A 19,908-nucleotide genomic window follows, 5' to 3' on the forward strand; every position below is an offset into this window, starting at 1 on the left:
GCAGTCGCTCGCGTCGCGGTGGCCACGTGTCGCAGGCAGGCACCGCGAGGGGCTTCAGCCACGGCCTGACGATGATCTCACCCAACCTGCTGAACGAAGTCCGCATCGGCGATACACGACGGGCCGTCGAGCGGAGCGCGGTGACGTTGCCGTCGGCTGCGGCACGGCGCTGAACATTCCGGGCATCCCATCGAATGCGCAGTTTCCGAACACGATGCCGACTTTCGCGCCGAACGGCTACCAGCAGCTCGGATCCCCGAACAACACGGCCTCAGACTTCAGCACCAGCGTCACCCAGATCGCCGATGCGCTGACGTGGCTGAAGGGTCGCCACACCCTGAAGATGGGGCTCGACTGGCGATGGGAGCGGCTCAACGTGGTCCAACCACCGTGGCCGACGGGACAGTTTGACTTCAGCACCGTCGGCAGCGATCTCCCCGGCGTCCCGAATACCGGCAACGCGTTCGCGAGTTTCCTGCTGGGACAGGTGCAGACCTTTTGCCATCGACCTGCAGCAGACCGATATCCAGGAACGCGCGCACATCCAGGAGTACTTCATCCAGGACGACTGGAAGGTGGCCGATCGCCTCACCATCAATGCGGGTCTGCGATATACGCTCAATCTTCCGTCAACCGAGATCAACGGCCAGACCGCGGTGTTCAACCTGGAAACACGTCAGCTCGAATACCCGGGCGCGGAGCCGGTGCGGCCGCTCAAGAAGGACAACTTCGATCCTCGGATTGGGGCCGTCTATCGGCTGACGGACAGGACCATCCTCAGTTCGGGCTACGCGAAGGTCTGGATCGAGATGGCGGGGATCACCACGCCGTTCACGACGCCGAACTTTCCGTTCCTGCAGGACGTGTCACAGCGCACGCTCGACAACATCGCCCCGGCCTTCGTGCTGGCGAAGGGCCCGACGGTCACGCCGGTCAGCCCGACGCCGACCGCCGGCCTCGGACAGGGGGTGTTCACCGTTGACAGGACACTCGGGTCGGGCTACGTGCAGCAGTGGAACGTGTCGATCCAGCGCGAGTTGACACCGAATACGGTCGTCGAAGTGTCCTACCTCGGATCGAAAATCACGAACATCGGGATCCCGGACAGCAACATCAATCAGCTGACCGAGGAACAGCTGACACTGGGCCCCACGCTGCTCGAGCGCGTGGCCAATCCGTTCTTCGGCATCGTGCCACGCTCATCGTCGATCGGAGATCCGACCATCACGCGGGCGCAGCTCATGAAACCTTATCCGGACTACACCGCCGTCAGCTTCTATCGGAACAACGTCGGCACGACGAACTACCAGGGTCTCGGGGTCAGCATTCGTCAGCGACTGTCACACGGCCTGCTCTATTCAGCCGCCTATACCCGTTCGAAGTTGACCGACATCGCCTCGTCGGTCTTCGACGCGTCGATTCTGACCGGGCCGTTGACGAACGCCGCCGTCGCCGACAGCCACAACCTGGAGCGCGAACGCGACTACTCGACCGGAGACATCCCGCACTATTTCGCGGTGTCGGTCGTGTCGGATCTGCCGTTCGGCAAGGGTCGGGCCACGCACCTCGGTGGCGTGGTCGGCGCACTCGTGAACGATTGGACCGTGGCGAGCTTCATGACGCTACAGTCCGGGGTGCCCGTCGCGGTGACGCAGGCGCACGCGCTCGGGTATGCCGGCTTCACGACCCAGCGTCCGAATCTCGTGGGCGATCCGACCATCCCCGCCGACGAGCGCACGCCCGCGCGCTGGTTCAACACAGCGGCGTTCGCGACCGCCAATCAGTTCACCATCGGTTCCGCCTCGCGCAATCCGGTGCGGGGGGCGTCCTACCGCGATGTCGATCTCGCGCTGATGCGTGGCATCGGCGTCGGAGGCGGGCGCGAGTTCGAGCTGCGGGTAAGAGGTCTTCAACCTGCTGAACACCGCCAATGTCGGCGCGCCGGCGGCGCAGGTCGGACCGGCGAGCTTCGGGACGATCACGTCGGCGCTCGATCCACGCGTGGTGCAATTCGCGGCGAAGTTCTGGTTCTGAACTCTAAGACGCCGCGTGAGCCGCAGACGCCTGCCGCGCCCGCTCCCGCGCGCCAGCATCTCCGTCGCGCGCCATCCACAGCACCGTAAGGTTCACGATCGTGAAGCCCAGCGCCACCACCAGGTTGGGCGTGACGATACTGCCCGTGATGCGCGGGTCGGCGTTGGCGGCGCCGGCCCAGGATGTCGAGCCTGGCAGCACGGACGTGATGTAGAACAGCGGCGTCCAGAACGCGAGCGAGAGCAGGGCCGCCATGCGGACCGCGACCTGGGGTTCGCGCGACAGACGCCACATCGACCACAGGCTGGTGGCTGCCACTCCCGTGAGCATGAAGAGCAGCAGCGCGCCGTGGAACTTCGCGTGCGGGTGCCAGAGTGGATTCAGCAAGTGGTTCTGGCTCCAGTCGAGCCGGAACGAGAGCGCCGCGCCTGCCACCTGCACGATGGTCATCGTGGTCCGTCCGAGCGAGAGGCGAGTCATTCCCCCGTATACGAACGCCCCGCTGGCAAGGTTCGGCCTGTGCCGGCGCCACGGACGTGCGTGCGATTCACGACCGCATCGACGACGAGCGGCAACCCACGCCGCCGCGAGGTCAGTTGCTGCTGGCGCGTCCTGCGGGGTCGCGGGTAAACGCCAGCATCAACCCGCCCTTGATGGGGACCGGGGTCAACGCGTACGTCGATCGGCCGTGCCTGCCGACCACCGTCCATCCACTCGCGACGCCGAGGCCCGCACCGAAGATCACGTCGCTGAGGTAGTGCCGATTGTCGTGCAGGCGCGACATGGCCACGTATGACGCCACCAGGAAGGTCGGAAAGGCGCGATAGCCGAAATGCCGCTCCAGCACTGCGGCGGTGGCAAAACTCGCCGAGGCATGGCCGGAGGGGAACGCACAACACTCGCCGGTGGGGCGATCGCGCTGGACCGTCACCTTGATGACCTGCGTCAACGTCTGCGAGACCGCAAGCGCGCGCAGCATGTCGAACCCGAGGTGCGAGACCTTGTTCGTCTTTGGCGTGCCGTCCTCGGCGTGGGGAACGACGTAGCGACCAATGACGTACAGGCCGACGGCGACGCCTGCCTGCACGTAGACGGCGCCGATCCACTTGCCTGGTGCGAAGAAATTTGCCGCTGCGTCGGAGCCGCCGAGCTTGGCGTTTACGTCATCGTCCAGCGGGTGGGCTGCCGCCGCTGCGCCGCCCGTAACGGCCAGAATCACCCATGTCGACTTTCGTCGGGGAAATGCCTTGAAGTCGCGCCACGTTTCACGGAAGACGGCCTTGATCCCGGTCGAGGGGGGAGTGGGTGGCTTTTGCGGGTCCTGCTCCGACAACTGCGGCAAGAAGGCCAGCACGCCAGCGCCGACTGGCACTGCGTCCTCGTTCGACTCTTGCCACTGCGGATCCTCAGGCAGCGGAGTGCGCTGGTCTGGCTGAATGAACAGATTGCGAAAGAGGGCCGGGTCCGGCGCCACCGGCGGCGGCGAGTCGGTGACGACGTTCGCGGCGAAGCTGACGGGGAGCGGCGCGGTGGGCAGTTCCTGCGCGGAGGTGATCGTCCCGGTCACAAGGAGCGCGGCGACGCACGGCGCCACCCAGGACGCCTTGATCCACCCACGACGCGGCCAATTGCCCGAATTCGGCAACGCGGAAAGCATCCGGCAACGATGACATGGCATTGATGACACGACGATGACATCCAGGGGGGCGGGTTCCAGATCCGCCGAGCAACGGCCTGGGAGGTCGGTGTCACCCAACGGGCGGCGAAGGCACGGGCAGTGTGGCCAGGAACCAGGTGCCGTCCGGGCTGGTGGGGCCCAGGACGAGCGTGCCGCCATGTGCCTCGGCAATCCATCGTGCAATCGGCAACCCCAGCCCGCCGCCGCCTTCAGATCCGGGCGCGGCGAGGCGCACGAACCGATCGAAGATGCGATCGACGTCAGCCGCGGGGATGCCCGGGCCGGTGTCGGACACCTGCAGCTGGTACGAGCCGTTCACACGATGAAGCGACACGCCGACAGAGCCACCGCCGGGCGTGTGCCGGAGGGCATTGTCGACGAGGTTCATGAGCATCTGCCGCAACAGGTGCTCGTCGCCGGCGAACGGTGCGTCGCCGTCCGAATCGGACCTGATCGCGACATGACACGACGCGGCCAGGACGCGGTAGTCGTCGACGACGTCGTCCACGAGTTCGTCGAGATAGAGGTGACTGACCTGGAGGGGACGGGCCGAGGCGTCAGCCAGGGCGAGCACGAACATGTCGTCGACCATCCGCGTGAGCCGTCGCGCCTGGCGTCCGATGACGTCGAAGCTTTCACGGTACTCGCCCTCGCTGCGTGTCGGCTGATCGAGGGTCACCTCGGCGGTCGTGCGAATCACCGAGACGGGAGTGCGCAATTGGTGGGACGCTTCGGCCATGAAGGCCCGCTGCTGACGCACGGACGCCGACAGGCGCTCGAGGACCCCGTTGAACGACGCCGCCACGCTGGCCAGTTCGTCGTCCCGTTGGTGCAGCGTGAGCCGAGAGGTGAGGTCCCGACCATCGATGGCACCGGCCTGTGACGCGAGATCCGACAACGACGCAAGAGTCCTGCGTCCGACGCCCAACCCGCCGATGATCGACAGCACCACTGCGATGGGGATGCCGAGCAACATCGCGAGGGCCAGCCTTTGCCGCTCGGTCGCAATCGGACCGAGCGAAGCCCACGAGACGATCCGCAGCGACGCGGTGGTCGTCGGAAACGGTGCCGACAGCAGACGGACGTGATCCTGCCCAGCTCCGGCGTCCACGGTTGACGGCCGCGTGATCCCGGCGCGGAGAGTCTCGTCGGCGAGGCGCGGAGACGTCGCGGCTTTCGCGCCGATCACCGCACCGTCGGCCGCAACGATGGCAAAGCTCTCACGCGCCAGCGTCAACTCCGACATGGTGTCGCGCACGGCGCCATCGAGGGGCAAGCCCTCGTCGAGTTCGTGCCGCAGGACGCCGGCCACGGCGACCGTTGCGGCACCGAGGCGTTCGTCGATCTGGGCGAGGGCGAGACGACCGTGCAGCCAGAGAACCGCCGCGCCGGTGCTCACCAGGCACACGAAGGTGATGAGGCCGGACCAGATGGCAAGGCGGGTGCGGATTCTCATGTCGGTTCGGCGATCAGCGAGTAGCCCTCGCCGCGTCGCGTGCGAATGAGCGATGGTTGGCCAATGGTGTCGATCTTGCGCCGCAGGCGCTGGACGTAGACGTCGATCACGTTTGACATCGGGTCGTAGCCCTCGTCCCACACATGCTCGGCAATCTCGGCTCGTCCGACGACCTGCCCGACACGCCGGGCCAGGAACTCGAGCAGCGCGTATTCCCGCGTGGTCAGCGGCAGGACGTGCTCGGCCTTGCACACCTGGCGTGAGCGCGTACTCAGTTCGAGCGGGCCAACGCGCAGAACCTCGGGAAGGGGTGCCCGCGCCCCGCGGCGAATCAGGGCCCGGAGCCGGGCGAGCAGTTCGCCGAAGTCGAAAGGCTTCGTGAGGTAGTCGTCGGCGCCGCTGTCGAGGCCGGCGATGCGCGCCTCGACCGCATCCCTGGCCGTCAACATGAGAATCGGCACCGCCAATCCCACGGCCCGCGCCTCCCGGGCCACCGAGAGCCCACTGCGCCGTGGCAGCGTCACGTCGAGAATCACCGCGTCGTAGTCCGTCGTCGCGAGCCGGAAGGACGCATCGTCGCCGTCGCCGGAGACGTCGACCGCGTAGGCGTGTTCGCGCAGCCCCTTGGCGAGGATCAGCGCCGCGGCCGGCTCGTCCTCGACCAATAACACCCGCATGCCCCTATTGTGCGCCGACCAGCGTGAGGCCGATGCCTGCGCCCTTCGGGCCGGCGATGGGCGTCAGGGCGAACGTAGATGCTCCGTGGCCGACCGTGACCGCACGGCCGGCGACGATACCCAGGGCCGCGCCGAACAGCACATCGCTCATGTAGTGCTTGTTTTCCGAGAGGCGCGACGCGGCGACGTAGGCGGCGAGGCCGTACGCCGGTACGCCGGCTTTCCATCCGTAATGGCGCTGCAGCACGGACGCCGTCGCAAAGGTCGCAGACGAGTGCCCGGAGGGGAACGAGTAGCGGCTGCCATCAGGGCGGGTCCTGCCGACGGTGAGCTTGATTCCCTGCGTGAACGCCGTCGTGATCAGCTGCGCGCGAATCAGGTCCGACCCGAGCACGGCCACGTGCGTATCGTGAGTCGCCCGTCCGATCAGGTACGTCGCCAACGCCGCGCCGCCCTGGACCATGCCACTGCCGACAAGCGCGCCGGCGTCGAATGTCTCGTCGATCGCCGGCACGGACGAGGCGCGCCGGGTGACGTCGGTCCTCCTCCAGCGCCGCGAGACTGGCGGCGCCAGCCACTCCGACGATCAGGGCGTTCTCGCGCGTCGGCAGGTGACGGAGTCCTGACCGAGGTCGGTGAACAGCGAGGCGAACGACGGCATCGGCACGGGCGACGTTCGCGGCGCGGCGAATGCGTCTGGCCCGAGCTGGCCGCCATCGGTCAGCGGCACTGGCTGGATTGGTGGTGCGGAAGCCGGCGCGGCCTGTTGGGCCAGGGCGGGCGAAGTCAGGAGCAGGGAGGCGAGCAATCCAGCGGCGAATCTGGTCATGGGCAATGTATTCGGGTACTCAAGGAGGCATCTGGCATGTTCGAGGCTGCCATCGCTCGGATGAACAGCCGATGACACCCGAGTTGGCACCCTGCTACGCCGGCGGAACGCCGGCGGCCATTCACCGCCGATTCATGTGGCCGGACCTACCGTGTCTACGTGCCGCCGCAGGTCGTCGCCGTCGCTCCTCTGTCTCCCTATGTCGTGCGGTACTGCCAACGCGCCCGCATCGTCACGCGAGTCCTGGCGATGCAACTGGCGGCCTCGTGTGTCTTGCGGCAGGTGCTGGTGATGACCTTCGCCGGCACCACCGTCCCCGGCGTGGTACGAGCGGCCGTGCTCATGGCCGGTACCGCGATCGACCTCCTGGCGGGCCTGACAGCGGCGCTGCCGTGGCTGTTGCTGCTTTCCCTGTTCCGTGTGCGATGGATGCAGCGGCCGCAGGTGCAACACGCGATCGTGGCGGCGGCCGGTGCGGTGCTGGCCTTCGAGGCGTGCGTCCAGTACTTCTTCTTCGAGGGATACAGCGGGCGGTACAACCACCTCGCCCTCGACTACCTCCTGTATCCCGACGAGGTGTTGGGCAACATCTTTGCGAGCTACGACGTGCCGCTGTTTGTCGGGCTCGCGATTGTGGCCGGAATGGCCCTGGCCCTGGTGACCGCATCGTGGCCGCGCGCCGTCGTCGACGAGTGGGACTTGCGAGATCGCCTGAAAGGGCTTGCCCTCACCGGCGGCCTCGCGGTCATCGCCTGCAGTGCCTGGCTGATCGTGCCCGACAGCGTCGTTGGCGGCCGGGTGGCCAATGAACTCGCCATCAACGGCTGGGCCCAACGGGTGCGGGCGTACCTGACCGCCCACCTGGATTACGAGGCGTACTACGCCATGCTTCGTGCCGATGACGCGGCGGCCCACCTGCGCCGGTTGGTCTCACAGCCGAGCGTCTCGGGCGGGCTCCTCCGCCATTTCGAGCCGCAGCGCCACGGGAGTGATGGCCCGCTGGATGTCGTCGTCATCATCGAGGAGAGCTTCGGGTCTGGCAACGGTATAGTGCTGGCCAATCCGCCATGCCTACTCGTCGCACCTTCGCCCGCCAATGTGGTTCGCTCGTCCTTGGTTCCGCCGGGACCCTTGGGGCCGGGGCCTTGCGTGCGTCTCCGGTCGCGCAGCAGGAGGGCAGCGCCGGATCGCTGACCGATGTGCCCGGCGTCCGTGTCGGTCACGCCACCGATACGCGCCGCCCCACCGGGTGCACGGCCATCCTGTTCGATCAGGCCGTCACGGCTGGTGCCGACTACGACGGCTCGGCTCCCGGCGAGATGCTCGGCGTGATGCTGCAACCGGTGAGTCCCCTCGAGCGCATTCACGGCATCCTCCTGACTGGTGGAGGGCCCATGGGCCTCGAAGCCGTGTCCGGCGCCGTCCGGTACCTGGAGGCGACACAGGTCGGCTACGACTGGGGCGTGCCGAACGTGCGGATCCCCATTGTCGTAGGCGCGGTGATCGACGACCTGTCGCTCGGTGATGGCCGCATCCGGCCGGACGCCGACCTTGCACGACGCGCGTGCGAGGCCGCCACGACGGCCCCGGTGGCTGAAGGCAGTTTCGGTGTAGGCGCCGGCGCCACCGTCGGCAAGATGTTCCGGTCGCGCGGCATGGGCGGCATGAAGGGTGGGCTCGGCACAGTGGCGATGCGATCGGGGGACGTCATCGTCGCGGCGCTCAGCGTGGTGAACTGCGCGGGTGACGTCCTCGACTGGCGTACCGGCCGCATCGTCGCCGGCGCGCGTCAGCGCGACGGCCGGACGTTCGTGAACAGCGCGGCGCAACTACGGCGGGACCTCGACACGAGCACCCCACGCGCCGATCGACGCCTGGACGACCAGCCGTTCAGGGCGACCACGCTGACTATCATCGCCACCAACGTGACGCTGGACAAGACGAGCTTGACCAAGCTCGCGATGATGACCAACACCGGCGCGGCGCGAGCCATCAACCCCTACCATACCAACGGCGACGGCGATCAGGTGCTCACGATCTCGACCAGCCGCATCACGCCGAACGTCTCGCTGACGGCCCTGGGCGCGGTCGCGGCGGACGCGGCGTCGCAGGCGATCCTGCGCGGCGTCGAACAGGCCATCGGTCTCGACACGTGGCCGGCCGTCCGCGATCTGCGCTGACGCGAACGTGACCGCGGGAGGCCCCGGCTATCATGTCGGTATCGTGCCGATACCGACAGACTCGCTGGGGCAACCGCTCCCGCTTCGGGAGAATCGCTTCCGCCGCGTCTTCCTGCTGCTGTTCGTGCTCGGGATCACCGTCGTGTTCCTGGGCATGATCAGCAGCTTCCTGATCACGATCCTGCTCGCGGCGATATTCGCGGGACTGGGATATCCGCTCTTCGAGCGACTGGTCGCCGCGTTCCGTGGACGCCGCCCGCTGGCGGCACTGGCGACCATAATCGTCGGGTTGCTGGTCGTGGCCGGGCCGCTGGGGCTCGTCGCGTACATGGTCACCCTCGAGGCCATACGCCTGACGCAGAGCGTGAGGCCGTGGCTCAAGCAGGTCGCGGCGCAACCGTCGGTACTCAAGCCCGTGCTGGACAGGTTGCCGTTCTCCGAACAGCTGATGCCCTATCGGGAAGAACTGCTCGCGAAGCTCGGCGAATGGGGCAGCAGTCTCGGTGGTGCGATCGTCGGCGCGCTGTCCAACACCACGATTGGCACGCTGCAGGCAGTGTTCCAGACGTTCATCCTCGTCTACACGGTGTTCTTCCTGCTGCTCGACGGGCCGCAGATCCTGCAGGCGATGCGCCGGTTCCTGCCACTGCGTGAAGGGGAGCGCGACCTGCTCCTCGACAAGTTCGTCTCGGTGACGCGGGCGACGCTGAAGGGCACGCTGGTGATCGGAGCCGTCCAGGGCACGCTCGCGGGCGTGGCGTTCTGGGTCGCGGGTGTCGAGCACGCCGTTTTCTGGGGCGCGATCATGGTCGTGCTGTCGGTCGTGCCGATGCTGGGAGGCGCGCTCGTCTGGGTGCCCACCTGCGTCGTGCTCGCCCTGACCGGCCACTGGGTGAAGGCCGTCGCGCTGGCGGCCTTCTGTGGGCTCGTCGTCGGTTCGATCGACAACGTGCTGCGCCCTCGCCTGGTCGGGCGCGACACCGAGATGCACGATCTGATGATCCTGTTCTCGACACTGGGCGGCATCATCGCCTTTGGCCCGATCGGCTTCATCATCGGGCCGATCATCGCGGCGCTGTTCCAGACGTCCTGGGAACTGTTCGGCCTGGCCTTTGCCGAGAACCTGCCGTCCGCGGATCGGAACGACGCAGCGGGGCCGAGCGTCCTCGCCGATGCTTCAGACCCGATCGTGGCCCAAAAGCACGACGACGACATCGTGCGACCGTGAGCCTGTGGCTGTAGCCGTCGACCTTCCACCTCCGCCAAGGCTACGGCGGACAAGTCTGGTCGACGGTTTGCCGCGATCCTCTTTCCGCCCAGAGGGCGGCGTTCAGTCGCGCGGCTGGCCGGGCGTCGACCATCCGCGCTGATCGAGTAGCGCCTGTACACGGCGACCGATGTCGTCGCGGATCGCGCGGACTTCGTCGATGGGGCGTCCCTTGGGGTCCGGCAGGGGCCAATCATCCCGGACGAGACCCGGAACGTGCGGACATGCCTCCCCGCACCCCATCGTCACGAGCATGGCGGCGCCGCCGGCAAGATCGTCGGTCAACAATGCGGGTTGCACGCGCGCCAGATCGATGCCGAGTTCGCGCATCGCCTCGATCACGACCGGATGCACGTGGGGCCCGGCGCGGTGCCTGCCGACGCCGCCCGTGCGCGTGTCGGATCCGCGACGGCATTGAAGAGAGCCGCCGCCGTCTGCGACCGGCCGGCATTGTGGACGCACGCGAAGATGACGCGCGCGGGTGCCTGTGTGTCGCTCATCCTCGTTGCCCCCGCTCATTCCCGCAACATCCGATGACCATCGGCAGGACGCCCCGGACCGGACGTCCGGTGGCGCGCGCGAGCTGGAGATCGTCGGTCGCCGGCTCCGGGGAGTGGCGGACGGCATGCAGCACACCGTCGAGGGCGTGGCGTACGTGTGCCGGCATCACGAGCGGGCTGTATTCGCCCGACGAGGTCGGTGCGCTTCCTCACGAGGCGGTCGTGGCCTCTCTCGGGTGCGGCAATCCTACCGCCCTGATCGCGCTCGAACCGGGGCAGGTCGTGCTCGACCTCGGGTCCGGAGGCGGCATCGACGTCCTGCTGTCGGCCCGTCGCGTCGGGCCGGCCGGCAAGGCCTATGGCCTCGACATGACCGACGACATGCTGGCCCTCGCGCGCGAGAACCAGCGTCGCGCCGGCGTCGGGAACGTCGAGTTCCTGAAGGGCACGATCGAGCAGATTCCATTGCCAGACGCATCTGTGGACGTCATCATCTCGAACTGCGTGATCAACCTGTCCGCCGACAAGCCGCAGGTGCTGCGCGAAGCGTTCCGCGTCTTGCGCCCGGGCGGTCGCTTCGCCGTCTCGGACGTGCTTGTCCGCGGTGATGTCCCGGCCGACGTCCGGCGCAACATGGAACTCTGGGTCGGCTGCATCGCTGGCGCCTTGCGCGAGGACGAGTACGTGGACGGCCTGCGCGCCGCCGGCTTCGCCGACGTCACGATCGAGCCGTGGCGCGAGTACGCGGCCGCGGACGCCGAAGCCTACTTCAGGGACGCTGGTCAGGGCTGCGGCGATCTCACGACAGCCGACGGGCACTTCTTCAGCGGCTTCGTGCGGGCGCGCAAGCCCATGGAGGCGTGATGTCCGCGATCGTGCGTCCCGCATCGGCGCGGGACTGGGACGCGATCGTAATGCTCCTGGAACAACATCGATTGCCGCTCGCTGGCGCCAGGGACCACGTATCCGATTTCCTCGTCACGGTGGACGACGGGAGCGTGATCGGCGTCGCCGGCCTGGAGATGTACGGCGACGCGGCGCTGCTGCGGTCGGTCGCCGTGTCGTCGCCGGGTGGCGGTGTCGGGACGCGGCTCGTGGAGGCGCTTCTCGAGCAGGCGCGACAGGCTGGCGTCGGTACCGTGGTGTTGCTGACCACCACCGCCGCGGCCTTCTTCCCGCGCTTTGGTTTCACCGAGGTGACGCGTGACGACGTACCCGCTGCCGTGCGCGCGTCGGCGGAGTTCCAGGGCGCCTGCCCCGCGAGCGCGACCGTGATGCGCCTCGCGTTACGTCGCGAAAAGTTGACGTGAATGTCGCCGCGCCGACGCGTGGCCGCGCGATTCTGTCCCTGCGCTGCACCTGGGACATCGCCAGGGTGGCGCCACTGGATGACCGAGGGCCCCGGCAGAACGGGGCCTTTTTTCATTGCTTCATTGGTAATGCCGGAATGCCGGAATGCCGGAATGCTGGAATGTCGAAGTCTTTTCGAAGGCCGAAAGCCGAAAGCCGAAGGCCGAAACGAAGAGGGCGCGCCGGAGGCGCGCCCCTTCTCTCCCTCAGAACGTGTAGCGCACTGACAACTGCATCTGGCGCTGCGTGCCGAGGCCGATCGTGCGGTTGAGCGGGCCCAGCATGTAGCCGAACGTCGCTCCGGCCGTGCTGTCGTTGAACGCGACGCCAGGCGCGCCGTTGGGCAGCGAAGCCGTCGGCTGCTGGTAGTTCAGCTCGTTGGTGATGTTGAACATCTCGATGCGGAACTGCAGCGCCTGGTTGCCGCCGAAGCGTAAGTCCTTGCTTCCCATCAGGTCCACCTGCCAGAAGCCGGGGCCGGTCAGGAAGTTGCGCGGCAGGTTGCCGAACGTACCGGGCTGTGGCGTGGCGAACGCCGCCGGGTTGAGCCAGCGGATGCCGCCGTCCTTCAGGTACGGATCGACGCCGGGGATGAGGTCCGGCCGCTGCGTCCCGCGCGAGTTGCCGCCCTGGATGTTGGCCACCGTCACGCCATTCACCGAGATGTTGTCCGGGCGCGCGATGACGACGTTGATCGGGACGCCGCTGCGCGCATTGAGGATACCGCCGAGGCGCCAGCCGCCACTCCAGAAGCCATCACCGGGGAAGAGGTACACCAGGCTGGCGTTGGTCGTGTGCCGGATGTCGGTCGGGTTGGCGCTCTGTTCGGTCGAGAAGTCGAACGTGTTCTGCGCCGTCTGCGCCTCGTTCGATCCCTGCGTCGTCCCCGTGTTGTGCGCGTACTGGTACTGGAAGCCACCGGTCAGGCCGCCGCGGAATCGACGCGTCAGCCCGAGCTGCAGGGCGTCGAACTGGCTGCGGCCGCCGGACGTCTTGAAATCCACCTGCCCGATTACGGGGCGCGGCCGGCGCAACGTGATGGGATCGATCAGGTTGGAGACGCCGCGCTGGAAGAGATCGTACCCCTGGCTGCCGGTGTACGCGATGCTCAGGTTCATCGCCCCCGGCAACTCGCGCTGCACACTGGCCCCGTACTGCACGTTGTACTCGTCCGGACGCTCGTGCGTGTAGCCGCGCACGCTCAGCGACGTCTGGAATACCGCATCGCTGACCGGGTACTGGAGGCCGTTGTTGGCGACGTCGGCGGTGCTGACCGAGTAGCGGGTGATGTAATTCTCGATCGGCTGGATGCGATCCTCGAACTGTCCCGGTCCATAGAACCAACCCAGGCCGCCGCGCAGCACCGTCTTGTCGTTGATCATGTACGTCGCGGCCAGGCGCGGCCCGATGTTGTTGTAGTCGGGCTCGTAGAAGTTGTCCGGGTCGCTCGAGAAGTCGTTCTCCTCGATGAAGAACGGAATGGCGAACTGGTTCTTCTCCTGGACCACGGAATAGAACTCGTAGCGCAGGCCGAGATCGACCGTCAGCTTGGCCGTCGGGCGCCAGGAGTCCTGCACGTACCCGATCGCGTATTGCTGCTGTGCGTCGAACTCGGGCGAGTCGACTGCGCGCTGTACGCGGTTCGGACGGTTGTCGATGAAGTCGGCCACGCTGTTGAACTCATACGTGTCACCGCCAAGGAACTGGAAGCCGACGTTGATGCGGCGGTATTCGCCACCGGCCTTGAAGGTGTGCGTGCCGCGGGTCATCGTGATGGCATCGGTGAACGAGAACGACCCGGGCTCGAACAGCGCGCCGGCTCCTTGCGCCGAGCTCGTGACGCGGAATTGCAGACCCGAACGTGCGATTCCGGTCGTGCCGCGTCCGTCGATGGATGACGAGCCGACCGCGCCCGACAACGACACCTGCTCGGAGGGGTAGCCCGACGGGCTGAACGCCAGCGCCGCCGTGTCCGGGCGGTTGTAGCCGACCTTGAGCTCGTTGACGACCGTCGGCCGGACGATGGACTGCCAACTGGCGACGAAGTTCTGCGGCTTCTGCGTGGCGAGCACGCGACGCGGCGTGACGGTCTGGTCGGGCGTGTCGATCTCGCCATCACTGTAGAGGTACCGGACGTACATGCTCTGGCTGCTCGAGAAGTGCCAGTCCAGCCGGCCGTTGAACGAGTCTTCGCGCTGATTGGCGATCGAGGAGTACGACGTCCGGCCCACGAGCGGGTTCGTCGACGTCAGCGTCTCGGTCGGGAATCCTGCCAGCAGGGGCACCACGGCCCGTGTGCGCTCGGGCGACCGGCCGCCACCGGAGGTCGTCGGCACGCCGGCCACGATTTGGTCACGCGCCACGTTGCTCGGCACCGATTCGACGAAGCTCAGTCCGGTGTCCTGCCGCAGGCCTTCGTAACTGCCGAAGAAGAAGACCTTGTTGCTGACGATCGGGCCGCCAACGGATCCGCCGAACTGGTCGAGACGCAGCGGCTGCTTGATGTCGTCGTACTTGTTGGTGGAATCGAGCGCATCGTCGCGATAGTAGTCGAACACCGATCCGGTGAAACGGTTGGCCCCGCTCTTGGTGACGACCGTGATGTTGCCGCCGGTACCGAAGCCGCTCTCCGCGGGCGCGAGTCCGGCGTTGACGCGGAACTCGGCGACCGATTCCATCGACGTCTGCAGGCGAAACTGCGACCCGGTGGCGTTGAGGTACCCCGGGCCCGCGTCCCAGATGTACGTGCCGTCGACGCCGTCGTAGTTCAGGTAGTTCTGCTGGTTGGATTTGCCGTTGAAGCGGATGCTGCTCCAGCCGCCGTTGCCATCGGTCGTGGCGCCTGGCGACAGGGTCATGAGGTTGGCGAAGTTGCGGCCGTTCACCGGCAGGTTGTCGACTTCCTCCGGCGTCACGTTGACGCCGATCTTGGCCGAGGACGCATCGAGCACTCCCGTCTCGGCGGTGACTGTCACGGTCTCGGCCATCGCCGCGACGCTGAGCGACAGGTCGACGGACTTGACCTCGCCCACCCCGAGCGTGACCGTCTGCTCGCCCGTCCGGAATCCTTCCAGCGCCGCGGACACGACATAGGTACCGCGCGGCAGGTTGGTCACCGTGAACCGGCCGTCCGCCTCGCTGACCGCGACGCGCTGGGCGCCGGTGTCCTTGGACGTCACCGTGACGGTGACGCCCGGCAGCAGCGACTGGCTCGAGTCGGCGATGATGCCGACGAGCCGCGATTCGGTTTGTTGAGCGAACGCCGCACTCGGCGCGAAGGGCAGCCCGAGCACGGCAAGGGCGAGCAGGCAACGAAGCAGTCTCATGAAGGTCCTCGGTGAGGGGGGCCAGCACCGAGGACTCCGCCCGCGGTGCGTCACAACGACGAAGGTAGAAGTTCGCCGTGAAGCAGGCACGACGAGGGTGTTTCCGGGCGGTTAAATGGGTGATCCCTGCGTGTTTCGCGCCCTGCCGGGGCTGGGCGATGCAGGCAGGTCGTCTGTTACCATCGGCCCGACCAGGTGTGCGGCATTGCGGGGGTTTTCGCTCGGGACGGCGGCGTTGTCGATCAGGCATGGCTGTCGGCCATGGCGGGTACGCTGTGCCATCGCGGCCCGGACGCGGATGGGTTCTGGCACGACGCGGGCCTCGGTTTCGCACATCGACGTCTCAGCGTCATCGATGTCTCGGAGGCCGGACGCCAGCCGATTGGCTCCGAGGACGGTCGGATCCAGGTCTGCTACAACGGCGAGATCTACAACTTCGCGGCGATCCGTGAAGAACTGCTGGCGCGGGGCCACCGCTTCGCGTCGGCCACCGACACGGAAGTGATCGCGCATGCGTGGGAGGAGTGGGGACCCGAGGCAGTCCGCCGCTTCAACGGCATGTTCGCGTTCGCGGTCTGGGACCGCTGCGCGCGCCGGCTCTGGCTCGTGCGGGACCGCCTCGGCGTCAAGCCCTTGTACTACGCCGTCGCCGACGGCCGCCTGCTCTTCGGCTCCGAGATCAAGGCCCTCCTGGCGGTCCCTGGGGTCAGTCGCACCCTGGATCCGGTGGCGCTCGATGCCTTCCTCGCACTGAACTACGTACCGGGTCCGCGCACCATCTGGCGGGAGGTGCGGCAGGTGCCGCCCGGGCACCTCCTGAGCGCGACAGCCGAGGGCCACTCGCTCGAGTCATGGTGGGACGTGAGGTTCGGGCGCGATCTGTTCACCGATCGAAACCAGGCCATCGAGGAGATTCGGGCGCTGTGCGACGACGCCGTGCGCATGCGGTTGGTGTCCGACGTGCCGCTGGGGGCGTTCCTGAGTGGCGGGCTCGATTCGTCCGCGGTCGTGCATTTCATGCGGCCGCGCCATGTCGGCCCATTGCACACCTTCAGCGTGCGCTTCGGTGAGGCCTCGTTCGACGAAGGCCCATTCGCGGCGCTGGTCGGCAAGCGCTACGACCTGACCCATCACGAGGTCGTCTGCCAGGCCGGCGACGTGCCGGCCTGCCTCGATCGGCTCGTCTGGCATGCTGATGGCCCCGTGGCCGACATTTCGATGGTGCCGATGTACAAGCTGGCCGAGGCTACGCGCCAGCACGTGACCGTCGTGCTGTCGGGCGATGGCGGCGACGAGGTGTTCGGCGGTTACGCGATCTACCACGCCGACCGCGCCGCGCACGTCTGGCGAGCGCTGCCGCGATGGTTCCGCGAGCGTCTCGTGCGTCCGCTGGTGGATGCATTACCGGCCTCGACGGGAAAGATGACCGTCGACTACGCACTGCGCCAGTTCGTCGCCGGCGCGGGCAACGCTCCCGAGAAGGCACACTACAGCTGGCGTACGATCTGTACGGCCGACGAACGCGCCGGGTTGTTGCGGCCGGACGTCCGCGAGGCTGCGGCACGCGAGCAGGCGCCCGAGGCGCCGTTCCTGGCCGCGTACCTGGCGTCGGGGGCGCCGGAACTGATGGACCGCCTGTTCTACGTCGATCTCAAGACGTTCCTGGTCGACTCCATCCTGCCCAAGGTGGATCGCACGACGATGGCCTTTGGCCTCGAGGCGCGCACGCCGTGGCTCGACTACCGCCTCGTGGAACTGGGCGCGCGCCTGCCATGGCGCTGGAAACTGCGCGGGCGTGATACCAAGGTGATCTTCAAGGACGCCATGCGCGGACTGGTGCCCGATGCGATCGTGCGTCGTCAGAAGGCAGGTTTCCACGCGCCGCTCGCCGCATGGTTCCGCGGGCCGCTGCGGCCGCTGCTGCAGGATGTCCTCTCGCCCGCATCGCTGCGCGTGCTGCCGGAACTGCAACCTGCGCCCGTACAGACGATGCTCGATGCGCATGTATCGGGGCGAGCCAATCACGCCTTCAAGTTGTGGGGACTCGTCACGCTCGTGCGCTGGGCGCACGCGTGGCGCCACTGATCGCATGCCCGAACCCGTCTCGATCCTGATCCCGGTCTACAACGAGGAAGGGGCGATTGCGTCGACCCTGGCTGCCGTCGACACGACAATGCGGCCGACCGGGCGTGACTACGAGGTGCTCGTCGTCGATGACGGGTCCACCGATCGGACGGCCCAGGTGCTGGCTGAGGCGGGCGCCCGTGTGGTGCGGCATCGCGCCAACCGCGGCTACGGCGCCGCGCTCAAGACCGGCATCCGCGCCACCACGCATCCGCTCATTGCGATCCTCGACGCCGACGGGACGTATCCGATTGGCCGCCTGCCGGAGCTGCTGGCAGAGGCCGATCAGGCCGACATGGTGGTGGGGGCCCGCACTGGTGCCAGTGTCCATGTGCCGGCCCTGCGCCGGCCGGTCAAGTGGCTGCTCACTCGCGCCGCGAACGTCCTGAGCGGGCACCGGATTCCCGACCTCAACTCGGGCATGCGCGTCTTCCGCCGCGAAATCGCGACGCGGTTCTTCGGCCTGTTCCCGGATGGCTTCTCGTTCACGTCGACGATCACTCTCGCCTCGCACATCAACGGCTATCGCGTCGAGTACGTGCCCATCGACTACTACCGCCGCACTGGGGCGTCGTCCATCCGCCCCGTGCGCGATACGCTGAACTTCTTCCTGCTGATCGTGCGGATGGTGGTCACTTTCCGGCCGCTCAACGTCTTCCTGCCTACCGCGGCGGCCCTCATCGTCCTTGGCACCGTCAAGGCAGCGCTCGACTTCATTCGCACCGGGGCCTTCGGTGTCGGCGCCGCGATCCTCATCCTGACGGCCATCCAGGTCGCGATGATGGGCCTGCTCGCCGATCTCGTCACGCGGCGGACGAGCCTGTAGGAAATTGCAGAATTGCAGAATTGCAGAATTTCATTGCCATCGCCATTGTTCGTGGCTGCTGACGGCGGTAATGCAATTCCTGAAATTGTGAACTTGTGAAATTGCACGTTGGTCATCCTCGCGGCAGGGTGACGATGAAGACCGCGCCGCCCTCGGGACGGTTGCTGGCGCTGACCACACCGCCGTGCAGTTCGACGAGGTGTCGCACGATGGACAAGCCGAGCCCGGTGCCGCCGGAGTCACGCGAGCGAGCCTTGTCGACGCGGTAGAAGCGCTCGAAGATGCGCGCGAGCTCGACGTCGGGGATGCCGTTGCCGGTATCGGCAACCGTCAGCCGGATGTGCGTGGCGTCGGCGGTGGCCGCCAGTTCGATGCGGCTGCCTTCGGGAGTGTAGGCGCAGGCGTTCTCGACGAGGTTGCGCAGCGCGTCGTGCAGTTTGGCCGGGTCGCATCGCATGGTGAGCGTGGGTGGCGTCACCGTGATGCTGACCGACTGGGCTCGCGCCTCGGTGAGCGGCTGCAGGTCACCAGCGACGGACGTGAACAGGCTGTCCACCGAGACGTCGGCGAGTTCGAGGGGCTCCTGGCCGGCATCGAGACGCGCCAGCCGCAGCAGGTCCTTGACGAGCCGCTCCATGCGCGCCGAGTGCCGCGCGATGATCTCCAGGAAGCGGGTCGTCTCGGGTTCGTGTTCCGGTCCGTCGAGCAGTGCCTCCACGTAGCCGCGGATCGCCGTCAGCGGCGTGCGCAGTTCGTGTGACACGTTGGCCACGAAGTCCCGCCGGATGCGGTCGGCCCTGCGCAGGTCGGTGATGTCGTGCAGCACGAGGACGGCGCCGCGGCTGCCCGGTGTGATCGCCGATGAACACCGCGCGATGAACGTTTGTCCGGGGTCGCGTCCGATCGCCAGTTCGAGGCCGCCGGGCCGCTGGCCCTGGAGCGCCTGCGTGATCTGCATGGCGATGTCGGGATGCCGGATCAGCTCGACGTAGTGCCGGCCGATGGGCGACGCGTCGAGTCGCAGCAACTGCCTCGCCGCTTCGTTCGCCAGCTGCACCTGTCCCTGCTCGTTGACGACGATGACGCCCTCGACCATCCCGGAGAGCACGGCCTCGAGCCGCGCCCGGTCGCGCGTCAGGTCGCCGAGCCGCACGTCGAGCGATGCGCCTGCGGCATTCACGGCACGCGCCACGCGCCCCAGCGCGTCGCCGCGGGGTTCGGGCAATGCGGTCCGGCGCTCGCCCGAGCCGAGGGCGCGGATGGCCGACACGGCCTCGCCGATGCGGTCGTCGACCACCGTCGACGCCATCCAGCCGGTGATCATCGCCGAGAGTGCCGCGGTGACGATGCCCACCAATCCGACGCGCAGCAGGAATCCCGGCGACGTTTCGAGGGGCTGTTGCGTCACCCAGGCAACGCCGAGCATGAACAACGGCGTGAACAGTGCGGTCTGGAGCGCGGTCAGGAGAACGAAGGTGGGAACTCGCACTGGTGCCCTTGGAACGGGGGCCGCCACGACGGGGCCCGGAGCGGCGTCAGGCGAGTGTAGCGGGCGGGCGACGGGATTGGGTAGCGGCAGCGCCAACCCGCACAGCATAGCGGGAGACGCCGTGACGTCGAACGCCGGTGGGTTGACTGGCAGGACCGGCTCTCCGAGTCCG

Annotated in this window: 16 protein-coding genes and 2 pseudogenes; 9 read left to right on the plus strand and 9 right to left on the minus strand. The window is 67.4% G+C overall.

The annotated features are described in order from the left end of the window. Window positions 1-214: 214 nt before the first annotated feature. Window positions 215-439: pseudogene (locus LuPra_RS34780) on the plus strand (outer membrane beta-barrel protein); the annotation flags it as partial. Further along, window positions 408-2,123, plus strand: coding sequence for a TonB-dependent receptor domain-containing protein (locus LuPra_RS15350; protein WP_157899233.1), 1,716 nt, complete (start codon window positions 408-410; stop codon window positions 2,121-2,123). The pseudogene LuPra_RS34780 and the gene LuPra_RS15350, both read left to right, overlap by 32 nt. On the opposite strand, the gene LuPra_RS15355 is transcribed toward LuPra_RS15350, so the two are convergent. The 6 genes from LuPra_RS15355 to LuPra_RS15380 all read right to left on the minus strand — a co-directional run bounded on the left by LuPra_RS15355 (window position 2,038) and on the right by LuPra_RS15380 (window position 6,674). Then, window positions 2,038-2,514: a DUF6640 family protein gene (locus LuPra_RS15355; protein ID WP_201792154.1), complete on the minus strand. Its 477-nt coding sequence runs from the start codon at window positions 2,512-2,514 to the stop codon at window positions 2,038-2,040. The two genes, LuPra_RS15350 and LuPra_RS15355, sit on opposite strands and share 86 nt — an antisense overlap. 112 nt (window positions 2,515-2,626) lie before the next feature. After that, a complete protein-coding gene (locus LuPra_RS15360) occupies window positions 2,627-3,628 on the minus strand; it encodes a phosphatase PAP2 family protein (RefSeq protein WP_157899234.1) in 1,002 nt (333 codons plus the stop codon). Between the two features lie 154 nt (window positions 3,629-3,782). Next, window positions 3,783-5,168 carry a HAMP domain-containing sensor histidine kinase gene (locus LuPra_RS15365; RefSeq protein ID WP_110171561.1) on the minus strand — a complete coding sequence of 462 codons (1,386 nt, stop codon included), beginning with the start codon at window positions 5,166-5,168 and terminating at the stop codon, window positions 3,783-3,785. Beyond that, window positions 5,165-5,845, minus strand: coding sequence for a response regulator transcription factor (locus LuPra_RS15370; protein WP_110171562.1), 681 nt, complete (start codon window positions 5,843-5,845; stop codon window positions 5,165-5,167). Before LuPra_RS15370 ends, LuPra_RS15365 begins: the two co-directional genes overlap by 4 nt. A gap of 4 nt (window positions 5,846-5,849) precedes the next feature. Next, window positions 5,850-6,359 carry a phosphatase PAP2 family protein gene (locus LuPra_RS15375; protein ID WP_234800403.1) on the minus strand — a complete coding sequence of 170 codons (510 nt, stop codon included), beginning with the start codon at window positions 6,357-6,359 and terminating at the stop codon, window positions 5,850-5,852. Window positions 6,360-6,431: 72 nt separating this feature from the next. After that, the gene (locus LuPra_RS15380) at window positions 6,432-6,674 is read right to left on the minus strand and encodes a hypothetical protein (protein ID WP_110171563.1); all 243 of its coding nucleotides are present in this window, start codon (window positions 6,672-6,674) and stop codon (window positions 6,432-6,434) included. 159 nt (window positions 6,675-6,833) lie between these two features. On the opposite strand from LuPra_RS15380, the gene LuPra_RS31960 reads away from it, so the two are divergent. Genes LuPra_RS31960 through LuPra_RS15390 form a run of 3 tightly spaced genes read left to right on the plus strand, consistent with a single transcriptional unit; the run spans window position 6,834 to window position 10,082 of the window. After that, on the plus strand, window positions 6,834-7,868 hold the full coding sequence (locus LuPra_RS31960; protein WP_157899235.1) for an LTA synthase family protein: 1,035 nt from the start codon (window positions 6,834-6,836) through the stop codon (window positions 7,866-7,868). Continuing rightward, complete coding sequence (locus LuPra_RS15385) at window positions 7,820-8,854, plus strand: P1 family peptidase (RefSeq protein ID WP_157899236.1); 1,035 nt, start codon at window positions 7,820-7,822, stop codon at window positions 8,852-8,854. The genes LuPra_RS31960 and LuPra_RS15385 overlap by 49 nt, the downstream gene beginning before the upstream one ends. 43 nt (window positions 8,855-8,897) lie before the next feature. After that, window positions 8,898-10,082, plus strand: coding sequence for an AI-2E family transporter (locus tag LuPra_RS15390; RefSeq protein WP_157899237.1), 1,185 nt, complete (start codon window positions 8,898-8,900; stop codon window positions 10,080-10,082). 102 nt (window positions 10,083-10,184) lie between these two features. Here the strand turns inward: LuPra_RS15390 and LuPra_RS15395 are convergent. Then, a pseudogene (locus LuPra_RS15395) lies at window positions 10,185-10,621 on the minus strand (arsenate reductase/protein-tyrosine-phosphatase family protein). Window positions 10,622-10,654: 33 nt separating this feature from the next. Here LuPra_RS15395 and arsM point away from each other — a divergent pair. Together arsM and arsN2 are read left to right on the plus strand one after the other, a co-directional pair. After that, window positions 10,655-11,485 carry an arsenite methyltransferase gene (gene arsM / locus LuPra_RS15400; protein WP_110171566.1) on the plus strand — a complete coding sequence of 277 codons (831 nt, stop codon included), beginning with the start codon at window positions 10,655-10,657 and terminating at the stop codon, window positions 11,483-11,485. Then, window positions 11,485-11,931 (plus strand): arsenic resistance N-acetyltransferase ArsN2, encoded by a 447-nt coding sequence (gene arsN2, locus LuPra_RS15405; protein WP_110171567.1) that lies wholly within the window; start codon window positions 11,485-11,487, stop codon window positions 11,929-11,931. Before arsM ends, arsN2 begins: the two co-directional genes overlap by 1 nt. 246 nt (window positions 11,932-12,177) lie before the next feature. Here arsN2 and LuPra_RS15410 read toward each other — a convergent pair whose 3' ends face one another. Further along, a complete protein-coding gene (locus tag LuPra_RS15410; RefSeq protein WP_110171568.1) occupies window positions 12,178-15,297 on the minus strand; it encodes a TonB-dependent receptor in 3,120 nt (1,039 codons plus the stop codon). 195 nt (window positions 15,298-15,492) lie between these two features. On the opposite strand from LuPra_RS15410, the gene asnB reads away from it, so the two are divergent. Together asnB and LuPra_RS15420 are read left to right on the plus strand one after the other, a co-directional pair. Beyond that, entirely contained in the window at window positions 15,493-17,382 is a 1,890-nt protein-coding gene (gene asnB, locus LuPra_RS15415) for an asparagine synthase (glutamine-hydrolyzing) (protein ID WP_157899238.1), read from the plus strand. Window positions 17,383-17,386: 4 nt separating this feature from the next. After that, complete coding sequence (locus LuPra_RS15420) at window positions 17,387-18,247, plus strand: glycosyltransferase family 2 protein (protein WP_110171570.1); 861 nt, start codon at window positions 17,387-17,389, stop codon at window positions 18,245-18,247. 112 nt (window positions 18,248-18,359) lie between these two features. Here the strand turns inward: LuPra_RS15420 and LuPra_RS15425 are convergent, their stop codons facing one another. After that, a complete protein-coding gene (locus LuPra_RS15425) occupies window positions 18,360-19,736 on the minus strand; it encodes a sensor histidine kinase (RefSeq protein WP_162271410.1) in 1,377 nt (458 codons plus the stop codon). Between the last annotated feature and the right edge of the window lie 172 nt (window positions 19,737-19,908).

The organism is Luteitalea pratensis (genome assembly GCF_001618865.1).
GTDB lineage: Bacteria > Acidobacteriota > Vicinamibacteria > Vicinamibacterales > Vicinamibacteraceae > Luteitalea > Luteitalea pratensis.

Bases quoted from the DNA above. Each gene is read 5' to 3' on its own strand.
- arsN2 (WP_110171567.1), top strand. From the start codon at position 11,485: ATGTCCGCGATCGTGCGTCCCGCATCGGCGCGGGACTGGGACGCGATC.
- LuPra_RS15370 (WP_110171562.1), bottom strand. From the start codon at position 5,845: ATGCGGGTGTTATTGGTCGAGGACGAGCCGGCCGCGGCGCTGATCCTC.
- arsM (WP_110171566.1), top strand. From the start codon at position 10,655: ATGACCATCGGCAGGACGCCCCGGACCGGACGTCCGGTGGCGCGCGCG.
- LuPra_RS15420 (WP_110171570.1), top strand. From the start codon at position 17,387: ATGCCCGAACCCGTCTCGATCCTGATCCCGGTCTACAACGAGGAAGGG.
- LuPra_RS15365 (WP_110171561.1), bottom strand. From the start codon at position 5,168: ATGAGAATCCGCACCCGCCTTGCCATCTGGTCCGGCCTCATCACCTTC.
- LuPra_RS15355 (WP_201792154.1), bottom strand. From the start codon at position 2,514: ATGACTCGCCTCTCGCTCGGACGGACCACGATGACCATCGTGCAGGTG.
- LuPra_RS15410 (WP_110171568.1), bottom strand. From the start codon at position 15,297: ATGAGACTGCTTCGTTGCCTGCTCGCCCTTGCCGTGCTCGGGCTGCCC.
- LuPra_RS15380 (WP_110171563.1), bottom strand. From the start codon at position 6,674: ATGACCAGATTCGCCGCTGGATTGCTCGCCTCCCTGCTCCTGACTTCG.